Raw genomic sequence first — 14,169 nt, 5'->3', positions numbered from 1 at the left:
GACGGCTAAACCATGTCTGTACAGGAAGTGCTGCCGCTGAACGGCGTTGCGACCGGGCAGGCCGGCCAGTTTCGCGCCGACCATCTGCTGGTCGCCGAAATGGTCAAGCCGGGCTCGAAGGTGCTCGACGTCGGCTGCGGTGACGGCGATCTGCTTCAGCTGCTGGAGACCCGCGGCATCGATGGCCGCGGTATCGAGCTGTCGCGCGAGGGCGTCAACCGCTGCGTCGCCAAGGGCCTCGCGGTGGTGCAGGGCGACGCCGACACCGACCTTGTCAACTATCCCGACGACGCCTTCGACTATGTGATCCTGTCGCAGACGCTGCAAGCGACGCGGCAGCCGCGTGTGGTGCTGGAGAACCTGCTGCGCATCGGCCGCCACGCCATCGTCTCGTTCCCGAACTTCGGCTTCTGGAAGATGCGGCTCCAGCTCCTGATCGGCGGTCACATGCCGCGCACGGAGAATTTGCCGGCGACCTGGTACGACACCGCCAACATCCACTTCTGCACCATCAAGGATTTCGTGCAGCTCTGCGACGAGATCAACGTCAAGATGGAGCGCTCCGTGGCGCTCGATCTCTACGGCCGCCCGGTGCCGCTGAACCTGCCCTGGTGGGTCTGGAACATGTTCGGCGAGCAGGGCGTGTTTCTGCTCAGCCGGGGCGGGGGAAAGTGACGCCGTAGGCGTCATTCCGGGGCGCGCGGAGCGCGAACCCGGAATCCATTGTGCCTCGGCGTCTGCCGTTCGATGGATTCCGGGCCTGCGCCTTCGGCGCATCCCGGAATGACAGATACTGACGGGCTAATGTGCCGCCGGCGACCGCGGGTCGCGCGCCGGCCATCGTCCCGCCTCCACCAGCGTCACGAACCGCTCCACGCTCGCGTTGAACAGCGCCGGCTCTTCGAGGTTGAGCACGTGGCCCGATTTCGGAAACATCGCGAGCCCCGCCGCCGGCAGATGCTTCTTCAAAAACAGGCTCGGTTCGACACAGGGATCGTCCTCATCGCCGCAGATGATCAGCGCGGGCGTTGCAACGCCTCTGATCGCAACCGTCATCGTGTAGATCGAGGGGCGGCCGCCCTGGAAGCCGCGCATCGTGCGCGCCGAGCCGCTGGCGTCATGTCGCGCCAGCGCGGCGTAGAAATCGGCATGGCCACGCGGGTCCTTCACCAGGAAGGGAATCCGGCTCGGCGCCTCGCGCGTGACCTTGGCGACCTCCGCGGAGCCGAGCGTCTCGAACTGCTCCGCATTGGCGCGGCACTGCTTGCGCCAGGCGTCGAGATTCTCGATCTCCGAGCCCGAGCCGACGCCGGCCAGCGTCATCGACAGTGCGCGCTGCGGCGCGTTCAATCCGATCTGGAGCGAGGAATAGGCGCCCATCGACAGACCGACGAGATGCGCGCGATCGATCTTGAGATGATCGAGCACGGCAAGCGCGTCGGTGTAGAAATGCGTGTAGGTGTAGACCTCGCCATCGGGCACGTCCGACGGCGTGTAACCTCGCGCCGAGTAGGTGATGCAGCGATGGCCGCGCGAGAAGTAGCGCATCTGCGGCTCCCAATTGGTGTGGTCGGCCGCGAACTCGTGCAGAAAAATAATCGGCGTTCCCTGTCCCGCCTCCTCGAAATAGATGCGGACGTCGTCCCTGGTCGTGGCGTGGGGCATTAACCGTTTCCCTCTCTTTCGAGCCGTGTTTGATGATCGCAGTTAATGCTGTTGTCCGCAATGCGGCAGCAACAGACGAGCATCGACGCAAAATCATCGCAGCTATTCGCCGACGTGGCGTCTTTTTCTTGCCACATGGGGCGGCTTAACGGCCAACCGGATGTCGGCCAATGCACGGGCCGGCTGGAAGTGGGGGTGTCAACTAAGGATGAAGAATGTTTGAGTTGTTTGCGTCTCGCCTGTCGCGCTGTGTCATCGCGCTGGCGATCTTCTTCGCGGCGGTTGCCGCGGTCTCGTCTCCTGCCTCAGCACGGTCTCATCGTCATAGCGCACAGCGGCACGCCTACGTGCATCACACCGCGCACCATTTGAGCAGACATCATCATTACCGGCATCATGCACGCAGCTCGCGCTTCGAGCGCAGCGCGGCGCAGTTGCAGGCGAGCGGCTTTGCCGACACCCAGGCCAGCTATGATTCGAACGCCAACAGCGGCGGCATGGCCAATGGCGGTATGGCTGCAAGCGGCGGCTTCGGTGGCGGCTCGGGCCTCGTCTCCGAGGCGCGCCGCTATATCGGTGGCAACCCGACCGGGCGCGGCAGCCTGTGGTGCGCGCGCTTCATGAACATGGTGTTGCAGCACACCGGCCATCAAGGCACCGGCTCCGATATGGCGAGCTCGTTCGCGCGTTACGGCACGCGTGTCTCCGGCCCGCAGGTCGGCGCCATTGCGGTGATGTCGCGTGGCCGCCGGGGCGGTCATGTCGGCATCATCACCGGCGTCGACGCAAAGGGCAATCCGATCATGATCTCCGGCAACAACGGCAACCGCGTCCGCGAAGCGCCGGTCTCGCGCGGCCGGATCTATGCCTATGTGATGCCGAATTGAGGCTCGTCGCCGTCGTCATTGCGAGCGAAGCGAAGCAATCCAGAATCCCTCCGCGGAAATAGTCTGGATTGCTTCGTCGCCAGCGCAAAAATTGCTTCGCAATTTTGTCGCGGGCTCCTCGCAATGACGGAGTGCGTGGAGTCGGTATCCCGTCAAACCAGCTTCGGCTCTTCCACCGCGATCGCGTCACCGACGCCGATGTCGCCGTCGGCGATGACCTCGGCATAGATGCCGCAATCCATGTGGCCGAGATTGCGCGAGAGCGTGGGCGGGATTTCGAGGTCGCGCGCGCCGGTCAAGGGATCGACATTGGTGGCCGGGCAGCGGACGATGCGCTTGACCACCTTCAGCCGGGCCTGACCGATCGCGAGCGTCTCGCCGACGAGGTCCAATTCGGACCAGGCGGGCCAGCCCTTCACGTAGAGATTGCCGCGGAAGCGCAGGGGATGCACGGCGGCGCCGCCGAGCATGGTCTCGATCGCGCGGACGCTGCCGATATTGATGATGGAGACGACCTTGCGGGCGACGTCGGAAAAGCTGTGGCCACGGCCGGACAGGACCTTCGGCGGGCCCTTCAGCTCCGGCTGAAAGTTCTCGGTGAAGTAGCTCTCGATGGCGGCGCGCCCGGCAGCGGTCTCGAGATCGCCGCTGGCGACGATCTGGCCGTCCTTCCGGATGGTCAGGCGGTTGGTCGCGTCCTCGAACCGGCTGTCGAGCGTGGCCAGCCGCTCGTTACGCGCCAGCATCAGAAACTGGATCTTCGGCTTCCATTCGGGCGCCTCGGGATCGAAGCCGCTTGGACCATTCTCGATGGCGTAGCGGCGGTCGGCGGGCAGGGTCTGGCCGACCCGCAAAGGCACGCGGGGCAGGGGCTCTGGTGTCAGGCCTTTGACCGGATAGCGGTACAGGCCGGTGATCTCGGCGGTCTGGCTGGCTGTCATGGCGCTACTTAAGGGATTCGACCCGCTCGCGCCAAGCGGGCGGATCAGCGCACGAAATTGTGAAGTCGCCTCTTCCGATCCGAGGGCCTGCTTCCCACATCGGGGTCAGGCCGGCGCCAGCGCCGGCTGATAACGACCGTTACCGCTTGAGAAACGTCAATGCGGTATTCGGAAACCCAATGAAGATGCCGTTTGGAGTGCCTTAGAGGGCTCCAGGGGCAGGCCGAGGGACAGAAAAGACATGAATATCGACAGATATACCGAACGCTCCAGGGGCTTCATCCAGTCTGCGCAGTCGCTTGCGATTCGCGAGGGGCACCAGCAGTTTTCCACCCTGCACGTCCTGAAAGTCCTCTTGGACGACAATGAGGGGCTGGCTTCCGGTCTGATCGACCGCGCCGGCGGCAATTCCCGTGCGATCCTGAAGGCGACCGAGGAGGCCCTGAACAAGGTGCCGAAGGTCTCCGGCGGTGGCGCCGGGCAGATTTATCTGGCGCCCGAGCTCGCCCGTACCTTCGACGCCGCCGAAAAGGCCGGCGAGAAGGCCGGCGACAGTTTCGTCACTGTCGAGCGGCTGCTGCTCGGGCTGACGCTGGAGAAGACCAGCGAGGCCGGCACGATCCTCAATAAGGGCGGCGTCACCCCGCAAAACCTCAATGCGGCGATCGAAGCCCTGCGCAAGGGCCGCACCGCTGATACGGCCACCGCCGAGAACGCCTATGACGCCCTGAAGAAATATGCCCGCGACCTCACCCAGGCGGCGCGCGACGGCAAGCTCGATCCGGTCATCGGCCGCGACGAGGAGATCCGCCGCACGATCCAGGTGCTGTCGCGCCGGACCAAGAACAATCCCGTGCTGATCGGCGAGCCCGGCGTCGGCAAGACCGCCATCGCCGAGGGCCTCGCGCTGCGCATCGTCAATGGCGACGTGCCCGAGAGCCTGAAGGACAAGAAGCTGCTCTCGCTCGACCTCGGCGCGCTGATCGCTGGCGCGAAATACCGCGGCGAGTTCGAGGAGCGGCTCAAGGCCGTGCTCCAGGAGGTGACCGCGAGCGCGGGCACTTTCATCCTGTTCATCGACGAGATGCACACGCTGATCGGCGCCGGCAAGGGTGACGGCGCGATGGACGCCTCCAACCTGCTCAAGCCGGCGCTCGCCCGCGGCGAGCTGCACTGCATCGGCGCGACCACGCTCGACGAGTATCAGAAGCACGTCGAGAAGGATGCTGCGCTGGCGCGGCGCTTCCAGCCGATCTTCGTCAGCGAACCCTCGGTCGAGGACACCATCTCGATCCTGCGCGGGCTGAAGGACAAGTACGAGCAGCACCACGGCGTGCGGATCACCGATTCCGCGCTCGTGGCTTCCGCGACGCTGTCCAACCGCTACATCACCGATCGCTTCCTCCCCGACAAGGCGATCGACCTCATGGACGAGGCCGCGGCGCGGCTGAAGATGCAGGTCGATTCCAAGCCGGAGGAGCTGGATTCGCTCGATCGCGAGATCATCCGGCTCAAGATCGAGCAGGAGGCGCTGAAGAAGGAAAGCGATCTCGGCTCCAAGTCTCGTCTCGAATCGCTCGAGAGGGAGCTCGCCGAGCTCGAGGAGAAATCTGCGGCGCTGACCTCGCGCTGGAGCGCGGAGAAGAACAAGCTCTCCAACGCCCAGAAGCTGAAGTCGGAGCTCGACGGCTTGCGTGTCGAGCTTGCCAACGCCCAGCGGCGCGGCGAATTCCAGAAGGCCGGCGAGCTGGCCTATGGCAGGATCCCGGAACTGGAGAAGAAGCTCGCGGAGATCGAGGCGAAGGAGAACTCCGGCGAGATGATGGAGGAGGCGGTCACCGCAAACCACATCGCGCAGGTGGTCTCGCGCTGGACCGGTGTGCCCGTCGACAAGATGCTGGAAGGCGAGAAGGAGAAGCTCCTGAAGATGGAGGAGCAGCTCGGCAGGCGCGTCGTCGGCCAGGCCGAGGCCGTGCGTGCGGTCGCGACCGCCGTGCGCCGCTCGCGCGCAGGTCTTCAGGACCCGAACCGGCCGACCGGCTCGTTCATGTTCCTGGGACCCACCGGCGTCGGCAAGACCGAGCTGACGAAAGCGCTCGCCGAGTACCTGTTCAACGACGAGACCGCGATGGTCCGCCTCGACATGTCCGAATACATGGAGAAGCACTCGGTCTCGCGGCTGATCGGCGCGCCTCCCGGCTATGTCGGCTATGACGAGGGCGGCGCGCTCACCGAAGCGGTACGGCGCCGGCCCTATCAGGTGGTGCTGTTCGACGAGATCGAGAAGGCGCATCCCGACGTGTTCAACGTCCTGTTGCAGGTGCTCGACGACGGCCGCCTGACCGACGGTCAGGGCCGCACCGTCGACTTCCGCAACACGCTGATCATCATGACATCGAACCTCGGTTCGGAGTTCCTGGTGAACCAGCCGGAGGGCGAGGACACCTCGGCCGTGCGCGAGCAGGTTATGGGAACGGTGCGGGCGCATTTCCGTCCCGAATTCCTCAACCGCGTCGACGAGATCATCCTGTTCCACCGCCTCCAGAAGAGCGAGATGGGCCGGATCGTCGAGATCCAGTTCGCGCGGCTGCAGAAGCTCCTGACCGATCGCAAGATCGTGCTGACGCTCGATGCCGCCGGCCGCGACTGGCTCGCGGCCAAGGGCTGGGATCCCGCCTACGGCGCAAGGCCGCTGAAGCGGGTGATCCAGCGCTACCTCCAGGATCCGCTCGCCGAGATGATCCTGGCCGGTGACGTCAGGGACGGGGATGCGGTTGCGATCTCGTCCGAAGGCAATGTGCTGACCTTCAACGGCAAGGCGCCCCAGACCGCGGAGATTGCGCAGTTCGAGGCGCCGCTGCCGAAGCGGAAGCTGAACTGAGCGCTTCTGCCGCTTGAGACAACAGACCGCCCCGGAGAGGTTCACGTCTCCGGGGCGAATTGTTTGGTGGGATCTGCTTGCTAGCTGATTGCAGACGCGGAGCCCGGAGAGGCCGGACCTTCCTCCTCCTCCGCCTCGCTCAGCTCCGAGAGAATATCCACCAGCTCGCGCACTCGTCCCTGCGCCAGCGGCCGCAAATCGTTGATCATCGGCTCGTCATTGGCGAGCCAGGCCTGGGCCTCAGCGAGCTCCTCGACGGTCGCGCCGGTCCCGATGATCTGGGCGATGGTGACGTCGTCGGCGCGATCCACGGCCTTGACGACATCGTCGCGTGTGAGGCGGGTCATGGGCGATCCTCCTGCTGATCGGCTTCCCGTCAGCGTGTAACCGGGAACCCGCGTGGGGGTTCCGCGGTCAGGTCCTGCCCTGCGGACGCTACTTCTTCACCACCTTGTAGATCGCGTTCTCGACGTCCGAGCTGAAGTAGATCACTCCGCTTGCCCCGACCCCCACGCCGGTCGGGATGTGCGTCGGCAGGCCGCCGGGCGCGCCCGTCAGGCCGATCGGGAGATTGGCCGCGATCTCGGTGACCTTGCCGCTGTCGGGTGCGATCTCGATCAGCCGCCTGGCGCCGACCTCCGCCACGATCAGCTTGCCGTCGCGCCCGCGCGCGATGCCTTCGGGCATTTTCAACGCCTTGGCCAGCACGGTCTTCTCGCCGTTCTTGTCGATCCGGGACACGGCGCCGGAAAAGGCTTCGGTGACGTAGACCTCGCCAGTCGATCCGCCGACGAGTCCGACCGGGCCTTCGAGGTCGCCGATCAGAGTGGTGCGATCCTTGGCATGCTCGCCGCTGACGCGGACCAGCGACTTGGTGCCGAGCTCGGCCACCAGGATGCTGCCGTCCTCGAGCACGATCGCGTCATGCGGTGCCTTGAAGCCGTGCAGCATGTCGCGCGTTGCGCCGGTCTTGCCGTCGATCACCTGCACGGTGCCGGTGAACCAGCTCGACAGGATCACGTCGTTGCCCTTCGCCGTCGCGCTCATCGGATATTCGAGCGTGACGCCGGCGGCGTGCATGCGCGCCTTCTCGGTGACCTCGCCGCTCGCACCGTCGACCGTGCGATAGGCGAACACGTCGGCGACGTGAATCGTATCCTTGCCGTTCTCCGAGGTGACGCCGATGCCGCCGGGCAAAGCGAGCTTGCCGATGATGACCTGCTTGGCCTGGCCGGTCCCCGGATCGACCTCCTGGATGCCGTTGTCGGCCATGTTGGAAACGTAGATGCGATCCTTGTCGTCGATCGCGAGATTGTCCAGCGACGGCTTCAGTTGCGCGACCACGGTCTTGGTGCCCGACTTGGGATCGACCCGAACGAGCTGGCCGAGTGCGGTGTCGACCACAAAGAGATTGCCCCTGGAATCGAAGTTCACGGCGGCCGGGACCTTGAAGCCGTCGGCGACGACGGTCAGCTCGGCCTTGTCGACGTCGACCTTTGCGACCTGTCCCTTGAACCAGAGCGGGCCATAGAGCTTGTCGTCGGGGCCGAACTCGAAGCCGTTGAGGCCGCCCATCTTCTCCATGATCTGGCGGGGCGGTTTGACGCCCTCGACATCGATCTCATAGAGCGTGTCGCCGAGGAAAACGGTGGTGGCGTAGAGCCTGCCGTCCTTGCGGAAGGCGAGCGAGTTGATGCCGGGAAGACCGCTGGCGAGCTTCTTGATCGGACCGTCGCCCTTGCGCGCATAGAGGTCGCCGGCGAGGAATCCGGTCCAGGCCATGGTGCCATCGGGCGCGAACGCGATGTCGTCGGCCATTCCGACCGGAGCGGGATTGCAACCTTGGCGGTACCGCCTGCGATGTCGACCTCGTACAGCGCGGCGCCCGCGACGCTGCCGGCGAACAGGTGGCCGGCCTTGTCGACCGCAAGTCCGTGCACGCCATGGAATGCGGAGCCCGGGACGAGCTTGGTGACCTCCCACGTTTCGGCCGATGCGCTCGCGACGGAGAAAACCCCAGCGACGAAGGCTGCGGCGAGCCTGGTCTTCATGGCGTGACCTCCCGTTTTTTTGGAAGTATTCGCCCCTCATGCCGCTTTGGCAAACGAAACCTGACGTTGTGACGCCGCGAGGCGAGCCCCGCAGGACACGGTCAATTCCAGAAATTGTGTGAAGATGTCCGGCCGATGTCGGCCGATTGCTATCAGCGGTTGCTGACCTGGAGCGGGCCGCCGGTTGCGTCCGAGATGCGGGCGATGGCGCCGCCGCGGCCGCTCATCATGCCGTCGAGCCGGTCGCGCTCCTTCTCGAAGCTTGCGAGCATCGGACCTTCCAGCGAACGGCCGCGCGGCAGCTTCACGCGGAGCGGATCGACGAAGCGGCCGTTGACCAGGATTTCGTAATGGACGTGCGGGCCGGTCGACTGGCCGGTCGAACCGACGAAGCCGATCACCTGGCCCTGGCGGACCTTCTTGCCGGCTTCCATGCCCTTGGCGAAGGCTGACATGTGGCCGTAGGCCGTCTCGTAGCCGTTATTGTGCTTGATGCGGATATACTTGCCGTAACCGCCTTCGGGGCCGGCCTTCTCGATCACGCCGTTGCCGGAGGCGAAGATCGGCGTGCCGTAGGCGGTGGCCCAGTCGACGCCGGTGTGCATCTTGACGAAGCCCAGGATCGGATGGCGGCGGCCGCCGAAGCCGGAGCGCATGATGGCGTTGTTGACGGGCTTTCTGACCAGGAACTTCTTCGCGCTCTTGCCGGTCTCGTCGTAATAGTCGACGAGGCCGTCGTCGGGGCTCTGGTAGCGGTAGTATTTCTTGGTCTCGCCGCCGACGGTGAGGGAAGCGAACAGCACGTCGTTCTTTTCGCTCGACGTCACGCCCTCGTCTTCGCCGGCGTAGAAGACGTCGAAGGAATCGCCCGGCTGCACCTTGCGCTGGAAATCGACGTCGTAGGAGTAGATCTTGATCATGTCCTCGATGACCGGCATCGGCACCTTGTTGCGCATCGCGGTCTCGTAAATGCTCTGGTAGAGCCGCACGCCGGAGCCGTCATCATCGTCATCGTCGTCGCTGCTGGCGTTGGCCGCAGCGTCCGCGACGGTGTTCATGCTGGAGACGTCGACCGCGACGTATTTGCCGAGATCGGACAGCGCCGCGATCGCCTCGACCATGGTCTCGTTGGCGACGACGACGCGGTAGGGCTGGAGGCGGGCGCCGGGGCTTGCGGGCGCCATCAGGATGCGGAGCTTCTCGCCTTCCTTCAGGCCGCCGTCGCGGCCGCGGGGCCCGAGCGTTGCGGTGATCGCCTTGATCTCCTCGGCGGTGGCGCCGAGATCGCGCAGCACGCCAGCGACGCTGTCGCCCTTCTTGACCATGTGGACGCGTTCGCCGTTGGGATTGCCGCCGGTGATCTGCTCCTTGGTCTTCGGCAGCAGCGTGACGTTTTCCGGCACCACGCGCGTCTCGAAGCCGGCATAGGGATCGGACGACGACGCCTCGGTGGCGTAGGCCATCTTCATGTCGGAGCCGGTCGCGCCGGAGACGTCGGCCGTGGCATTGGCGAGCGAGGCGTAGCGCACCCCGCCATTGCCGCGCCAGTTGGCGGCATCGCGCACCCGCATCAGGATGTCGTCGAGCGCCACCACTGCGGAAATCTTGGCCTTCGGCAGCACCGACGACAGGTCCTTGGTGACAAAGGAGACCTCGGCGTCGGGCTCGACGGCTTCGGGATTGTTGGGGTCGTCCGACGCGGTCTTCGGATCGGCGCCGACATCGGTGAGCAGGCGCTGGGCGTTGAACGGCGGGATCTTCGCCGACAGATCGCTCGTCGTCATCGACAAATTGCCGGCGATCCGGACGAAGGGGCGCACCCGCATCACGTCGCGGTTGCCGACGCGGGCGACCGTCGAGACGCGCATGATGTTGCGCGAAGCCGTGGATTCGTTCGGCGGCGGCAGGCGGTCGCTCTTGTGCAGCGTGGCGGCGCGATCGCCCGCGCCGAACGCACCGCGCAGCGCGCCTTCGACCCGCTCCGGCACCTTGGCGAAGGTCATCTCGCCGTCGAGCGACGCGAAAACGGCGCCGCCGATCAGGGCCGCGCCGCAGAGTCCGGTCAGAATTGTCCCGCTGAACCATTGCACCGAGACGCGACGGCGATCGATGACGGCGGCCTCGGAACCATCGACGGACAGCGGCGGCTCGTGGCCGAGATCGATGATCCCGGTCTCACGCCCGTAAGCGCCGCGTGACGTCCTGTGGCTCAACCCAAGTCCCCCAATCAACGACCCAAGAAGCCCGGTTTCGAACCCTTTCCTGGTCGCCCTCTTCAAGGGGGATCGCCGGAAAAGGCAAGCCGCACAGGCGTCCGCGCTCAGAAAGCCCTGGAACAGGGCCGGCCGAAATTACGAACAACTGGACGGGTAAAGCTCTCTCGATGTCTCTCGAATGTCCAAGGAAGGCCGCGTCATCTGCAAGATCGCCCTCCTCTGACCCTCATGAAAATCGCGGCAGCCCCCACTGGCTTCCCGCGATTCAAGCTTGTCTCTTATCAGAACGCCGCGGGATTGTGGCTCTAGTACGGCGCCAAATATGGAAAAAGTTTCCTGAATGGGCGGGCCCCGCGGGCCACCCGGGGAGGGCGCCCGGAGCCGCTTCAGGAGCCCCTCCGGAGCCCGCTTGGGCGCAAACTTTTTTTGAGATTTTTTGCCGGACAGCTCCCGTCCGGTCGCTCTGCGTCCGTCTAATCGACTGGAATTGCTGGAATATTTTCGACGATCCACTGTGCGACGATTTGTTGACGATTGGCGTTGACAGCCCGGAAGGTGGGGCCTATAACCCCAACCACTGAGCGCGGCGCCGCCGGGTCACTGACCAAGGCGAGCGAACGCGCCACTGATGCTCCTCACCTTGTTGAGTGACACAACAGCCGACACCAGTCGGTTGGAGTTCATTCATCGTCGGTAAGGGTGTCGGAACCCTTCCTCTCAGGAAGGTTGGGGCCTCTCCGGTCCCGGGCTGTTTGACAAGTGAAGATGAAGAAAGAGAAACGTGGACGGCGGAGTCCTTGCGGGTCTCGCTTCTGAAAAGCTTCGGCTTTTCTGATCGAGACCGGACGAAAGACTTCGGCGGTACACGTTTTAAAGGAAACACCATCGTTGCCAGCGATGTGAATCGCAGGCAGCTCGTCGATTTCGGTCGATGAAAAATGGTGGGACCTCGTCAAACGTTGTGATCAGCCGGTTCAAAGTTCAAGTCCAACTTGAGAGTTTGATCCTGGCTCAGAGCGAACGCTGGCGGCAGGCTTAACACATGCAAGTCGAGCGGGCGTAGCAATACGTCAGCGGCAGACGGGTGAGTAACGCGTGGGAACGTACCTTTTGGTTCGGAACAACACAGGGAAACTTGTGCTAATACCGGATAAGCCCTTACGGGGAAAGATTTATCGCCGAAAGATCGGCCCGCGTCTGATTAGCTAGTTGGTGAGGTAATGGCTCACCAAGGCGACGATCAGTAGCTGGTCTGAGAGGATGATCAGCCACATTGGGACTGAGACACGGCCCAAACTCCTACGGGAGGCAGCAGTGGGGAATATTGGACAATGGGGGCAACCCTGATCCAGCCATGCCGCGTGAGTGATGAAGGCCCTAGGGTTGTAAAGCTCTTTTGTGCGGGAAGATAATGACGGTACCGCAAGAATAAGCCCCGGCTAACTTCGTGCCAGCAGCCGCGGTAATACGAAGGGGGCTAGCGTTGCTCGGAATCACTGGGCGTAAAGGGTGCGTAGGCGGGTCTTTAAGTCAGGGGTGAAATCCTGGAGCTCAACTCCAGAACTGCCTTTGATACTGAAGATCTTGAGTTCGGGAGAGGTGAGTGGAACTGCGAGTGTAGAGGTGAAATTCGTAGATATTCGCAAGAACACCAGTGGCGAAGGCGGCTCACTGGCCCGATACTGACGCTGAGGCACGAAAGCGTGGGGAGCAAACAGGATTAGATACCCTGGTAGTCCACGCCGTAAACGATGAATGCCAGCCGTTAGTGGGTTTACTCACTAGTGGCGCAGCTAACGCTTTAAGCATTCCGCCTGGGGAGTACGGTCGCAAGATTAAAACTCAAAGGAATTGACGGGGGCCCGCACAAGCGGTGGAGCATGTGGTTTAATTCGACGCAACGCGCAGAACCTTACCAGCCCTTGACATGTCCAGGACCGGTCGCAGAGATGTGACCCTCTCTTCGGAGCCTGGAACACAGGTGCTGCATGGCTGTCGTCAGCTCGTGTCGTGAGATGTTGGGTTAAGTCCCGCAACGAGCGCAACCCCCGTCCTTAGTTGCTACCATTTAGTTGAGCACTCTAAGGAGACTGCCGGTGATAAGCCGCGAGGAAGGTGGGGATGACGTCAAGTCCTCATGGCCCTTACGGGCTGGGCTACACACGTGCTACAATGGCGGTGACAATGGGAAGCGAAGGGGCAACCCCTAGCAAATCTCAAAAAGCCGTCTCAGTTCGGATTGGGCTCTGCAACTCGAGCCCATGAAGTTGGAATCGCTAGTAATCGTGGATCAGCACGCCACGGTGAATACGTTCCCGGGCCTTGTACACACCGCCCGTCACACCATGGGAGTTGGTTTTACCTGAAGACGGTGCGCTAACCAGCAATGGAGGCAGCCGGCCACGGTAGGGTCAGCGACTGGGGTGAAGTCGTAACAAGGTAGCCGTAGGGGAACCTGCGGCTGGATCACCTCCTTTCTAAGGATGATCCTTCAGCGAGCTCACGCTCACTATCGGATCGTTTTAGAAACATCAGTGGCCAACAGATCGCCAGATCGTTGAGCTGCATTGGCGGGATTTCGCCGTCTTCGTTTCTCTTTCTTCGCGGACGAACACGCGCTGGGGCTGCAGGCTTGCAGGATCCCTGGTCCTTAACAGGATATGCGTTAGGGGCTTGTAGCTCAGTTGGTTAGAGCGCGCGCTTGATAAGCGTGAGGTCGGAAGTTCAAGTCTTCCCAGGCCCACCACTTTCATCGAGTGAGCATTCGTCTTCTGGTTACGGGGCCATAGCTCAGCTGGGAGAGCGCGTGCTTTGCAAGCATGAGGTCGTCGGTTCGATCCCGTCTGGCTCCACCAGATGGTTTGATCACCGAGATCTTGTACCGTCGTCCGCGAAACATCACTTCGCATCTTGCTAGTCTGGATAGACAGCAAGCTGCGTGTTTTCTGACATCGTAAAGAGGAGATCGATCCGAGTTGGGTCGTGCAGCATATCGTTGCGCGAGCCTTCATTATCTCCGGATCATTTCGGCGCTCGCTTTCAGCCGTGAGGTTGAATGCGGGTTGTAAATGATCCTTTTAGCGAAGCTTGACCGCCTCGCTATCGGAACGATCTTACGAAGCAAGCTGGTCTTTCTAGTCAATGTCCGGCTGCAGATAGCGTTCATCGAGGGCGCGTGCCGCAAGGTAGTTCTGCAGACAACATTCTGCCGAGTGTGTGGACATTGATAATGAGAGCAATCAAGTGCCTTAAGGGTGTTCGGTGGATGCCTTGGCGCTGAGAGGCGATGAAGGACGTGCTACGCTGCGATAAGCCGTGGGGAGCTGCGAAGAAGCTTTGATCCATGGATTTCCGAATGGGGAAACCCACCTTCGATAGCCGGAACTCCAAGACCTTTGTCGAAAGACATCGGTGTGGGGTTCGACCAGATAATGGAAGAAGCCAGGCCTTTAGATTTCGATCGAAGAGGTTTTGGATTTCCGGTTATCAAGAGAAGGTATGAGACTTCTGAATACATAGGAGGTTTCA

The 14,169-nt window shown here is 62.9% G+C and carries 7 protein-coding genes, 2 tRNA genes, 2 rRNA genes and 1 pseudogene (1 of these 12 cut by a window edge); 7 read left to right on the top strand and 5 right to left on the bottom strand.

The window, feature by feature from the left end; translation table 11 throughout:
* Window positions 1-12: 12 nt before the first annotated feature.
* Complete coding sequence (gene metW / locus GPL20_RS06715; RefSeq protein ID WP_157328800.1) at window positions 13-675, top strand: methionine biosynthesis protein MetW; 663 nt, start codon at window positions 13-15, stop codon at window positions 673-675.
* Between the two features lie 126 nt (window positions 676-801).
* On the opposite strand, the gene GPL20_RS06710 is transcribed toward metW, so the two are convergent.
* Window positions 802-1,665: an alpha/beta fold hydrolase gene (locus tag GPL20_RS06710; RefSeq protein WP_157328799.1), complete on the bottom strand. Its 864-nt coding sequence runs from the start codon at window positions 1,663-1,665 to the stop codon at window positions 802-804.
* Window positions 1,666-1,880: 215 nt separating this feature from the next.
* Between GPL20_RS06710 and GPL20_RS06705 the strand changes: the two genes are divergently transcribed.
* Window positions 1,881-2,552: a TIGR02594 family protein gene (locus GPL20_RS06705; protein ID WP_157328798.1), complete on the top strand. Its 672-nt coding sequence runs from the start codon at window positions 1,881-1,883 to the stop codon at window positions 2,550-2,552.
* Window positions 2,553-2,704: 152 nt separating this feature from the next.
* On the opposite strand, the gene GPL20_RS06700 is transcribed toward GPL20_RS06705, so the two are convergent.
* On the bottom strand, window positions 2,705-3,493 hold the full coding sequence (locus tag GPL20_RS06700) for an MOSC domain-containing protein (protein ID WP_157328797.1): 789 nt from the start codon (window positions 3,491-3,493) through the stop codon (window positions 2,705-2,707).
* Between the two features lie 241 nt (window positions 3,494-3,734).
* Between GPL20_RS06700 and clpB the strand changes: the two genes are divergently transcribed.
* On the top strand, window positions 3,735-6,374 hold the full coding sequence (gene clpB / locus GPL20_RS06695; RefSeq protein ID WP_157328796.1) for an ATP-dependent chaperone ClpB: 2,640 nt from the start codon (window positions 3,735-3,737) through the stop codon (window positions 6,372-6,374).
* A gap of 80 nt (window positions 6,375-6,454) precedes the next feature.
* On the opposite strand, the gene GPL20_RS06690 is transcribed toward clpB, so the two are convergent.
* The 3 genes and pseudogenes from GPL20_RS06690 to GPL20_RS06680 form a co-directional block, all read right to left on the bottom strand.
* Window positions 6,455-6,721, bottom strand: coding sequence for a hypothetical protein (locus GPL20_RS06690; RefSeq protein ID WP_157328795.1), 267 nt, complete (start codon window positions 6,719-6,721; stop codon window positions 6,455-6,457).
* A gap of 88 nt (window positions 6,722-6,809) precedes the next feature.
* A pseudogene (locus tag GPL20_RS06685) lies at window positions 6,810-8,425 on the bottom strand (Vgb family protein).
* 152 nt (window positions 8,426-8,577) lie between these two features.
* Window positions 8,578-10,638 (bottom strand): M23 family metallopeptidase, encoded by a 2,061-nt coding sequence (locus GPL20_RS06680; protein ID WP_157328794.1) that lies wholly within the window; start codon window positions 10,636-10,638, stop codon window positions 8,578-8,580.
* A 991-nt stretch (window positions 10,639-11,629) separates the two neighbouring features.
* Between GPL20_RS06680 and GPL20_RS06675 the strand changes: the two genes are divergently transcribed.
* The 4 genes from GPL20_RS06675 to GPL20_RS06660 form a co-directional block, all read left to right on the top strand.
* Window positions 11,630-13,118 (top strand): 16S ribosomal RNA (locus GPL20_RS06675).
* Between the two features lie 192 nt (window positions 13,119-13,310).
* Window positions 13,311-13,387 (top strand) — tRNA-Ile (locus GPL20_RS06670).
* A 33-nt stretch (window positions 13,388-13,420) separates the two neighbouring features.
* Window positions 13,421-13,496: transfer RNA gene (locus tag GPL20_RS06665), tRNA-Ala, on the top strand.
* Window positions 13,497-13,878: 382 nt separating this feature from the next.
* Window positions 13,879-14,169 (top strand): 23S ribosomal RNA (locus GPL20_RS06660); it runs 2,582 nt beyond the window's last position.
* The 16S and 23S rRNA genes sit together here with 2 tRNA genes alongside, the layout of an rRNA operon.

It is taken from the genome of Bradyrhizobium cajani, from assembly GCF_009759665.1.
Classification (GTDB): domain Bacteria; phylum Pseudomonadota; class Alphaproteobacteria; order Rhizobiales; family Xanthobacteraceae; genus Bradyrhizobium; species Bradyrhizobium cajani.
Note: the sequence above shows the minus strand (reverse complement) of the source record. Positions and strands in the feature narration are given on the sequence as shown.

What these genes read in the sequence shown, in the direction of transcription:
- metW (WP_157328800.1), top strand. Translation starts at nt 13, where the DNA reads ATGTCTGTACAGGAAGTGCTGCCGCTGAACGGCGTTGCGACCGGGCAG.
- GPL20_RS06710 (WP_157328799.1), bottom strand. Translation starts at nt 1,665, where the DNA reads ATGCCCCACGCCACGACCAGGGACGACGTCCGCATCTATTTCGAGGAG.
- GPL20_RS06705 (WP_157328798.1), top strand. Translation starts at nt 1,881, where the DNA reads ATGTTTGAGTTGTTTGCGTCTCGCCTGTCGCGCTGTGTCATCGCGCTG.
- GPL20_RS06700 (WP_157328797.1), bottom strand. Translation starts at nt 3,493, where the DNA reads ATGACAGCCAGCCAGACCGCCGAGATCACCGGCCTGTACCGCTATCCG.
- clpB (WP_157328796.1), top strand. Translation starts at nt 3,735, where the DNA reads ATGAATATCGACAGATATACCGAACGCTCCAGGGGCTTCATCCAGTCT.
- GPL20_RS06690 (WP_157328795.1), bottom strand. Translation starts at nt 6,721, where the DNA reads ATGACCCGCCTCACACGCGACGATGTCGTCAAGGCCGTGGATCGCGCC.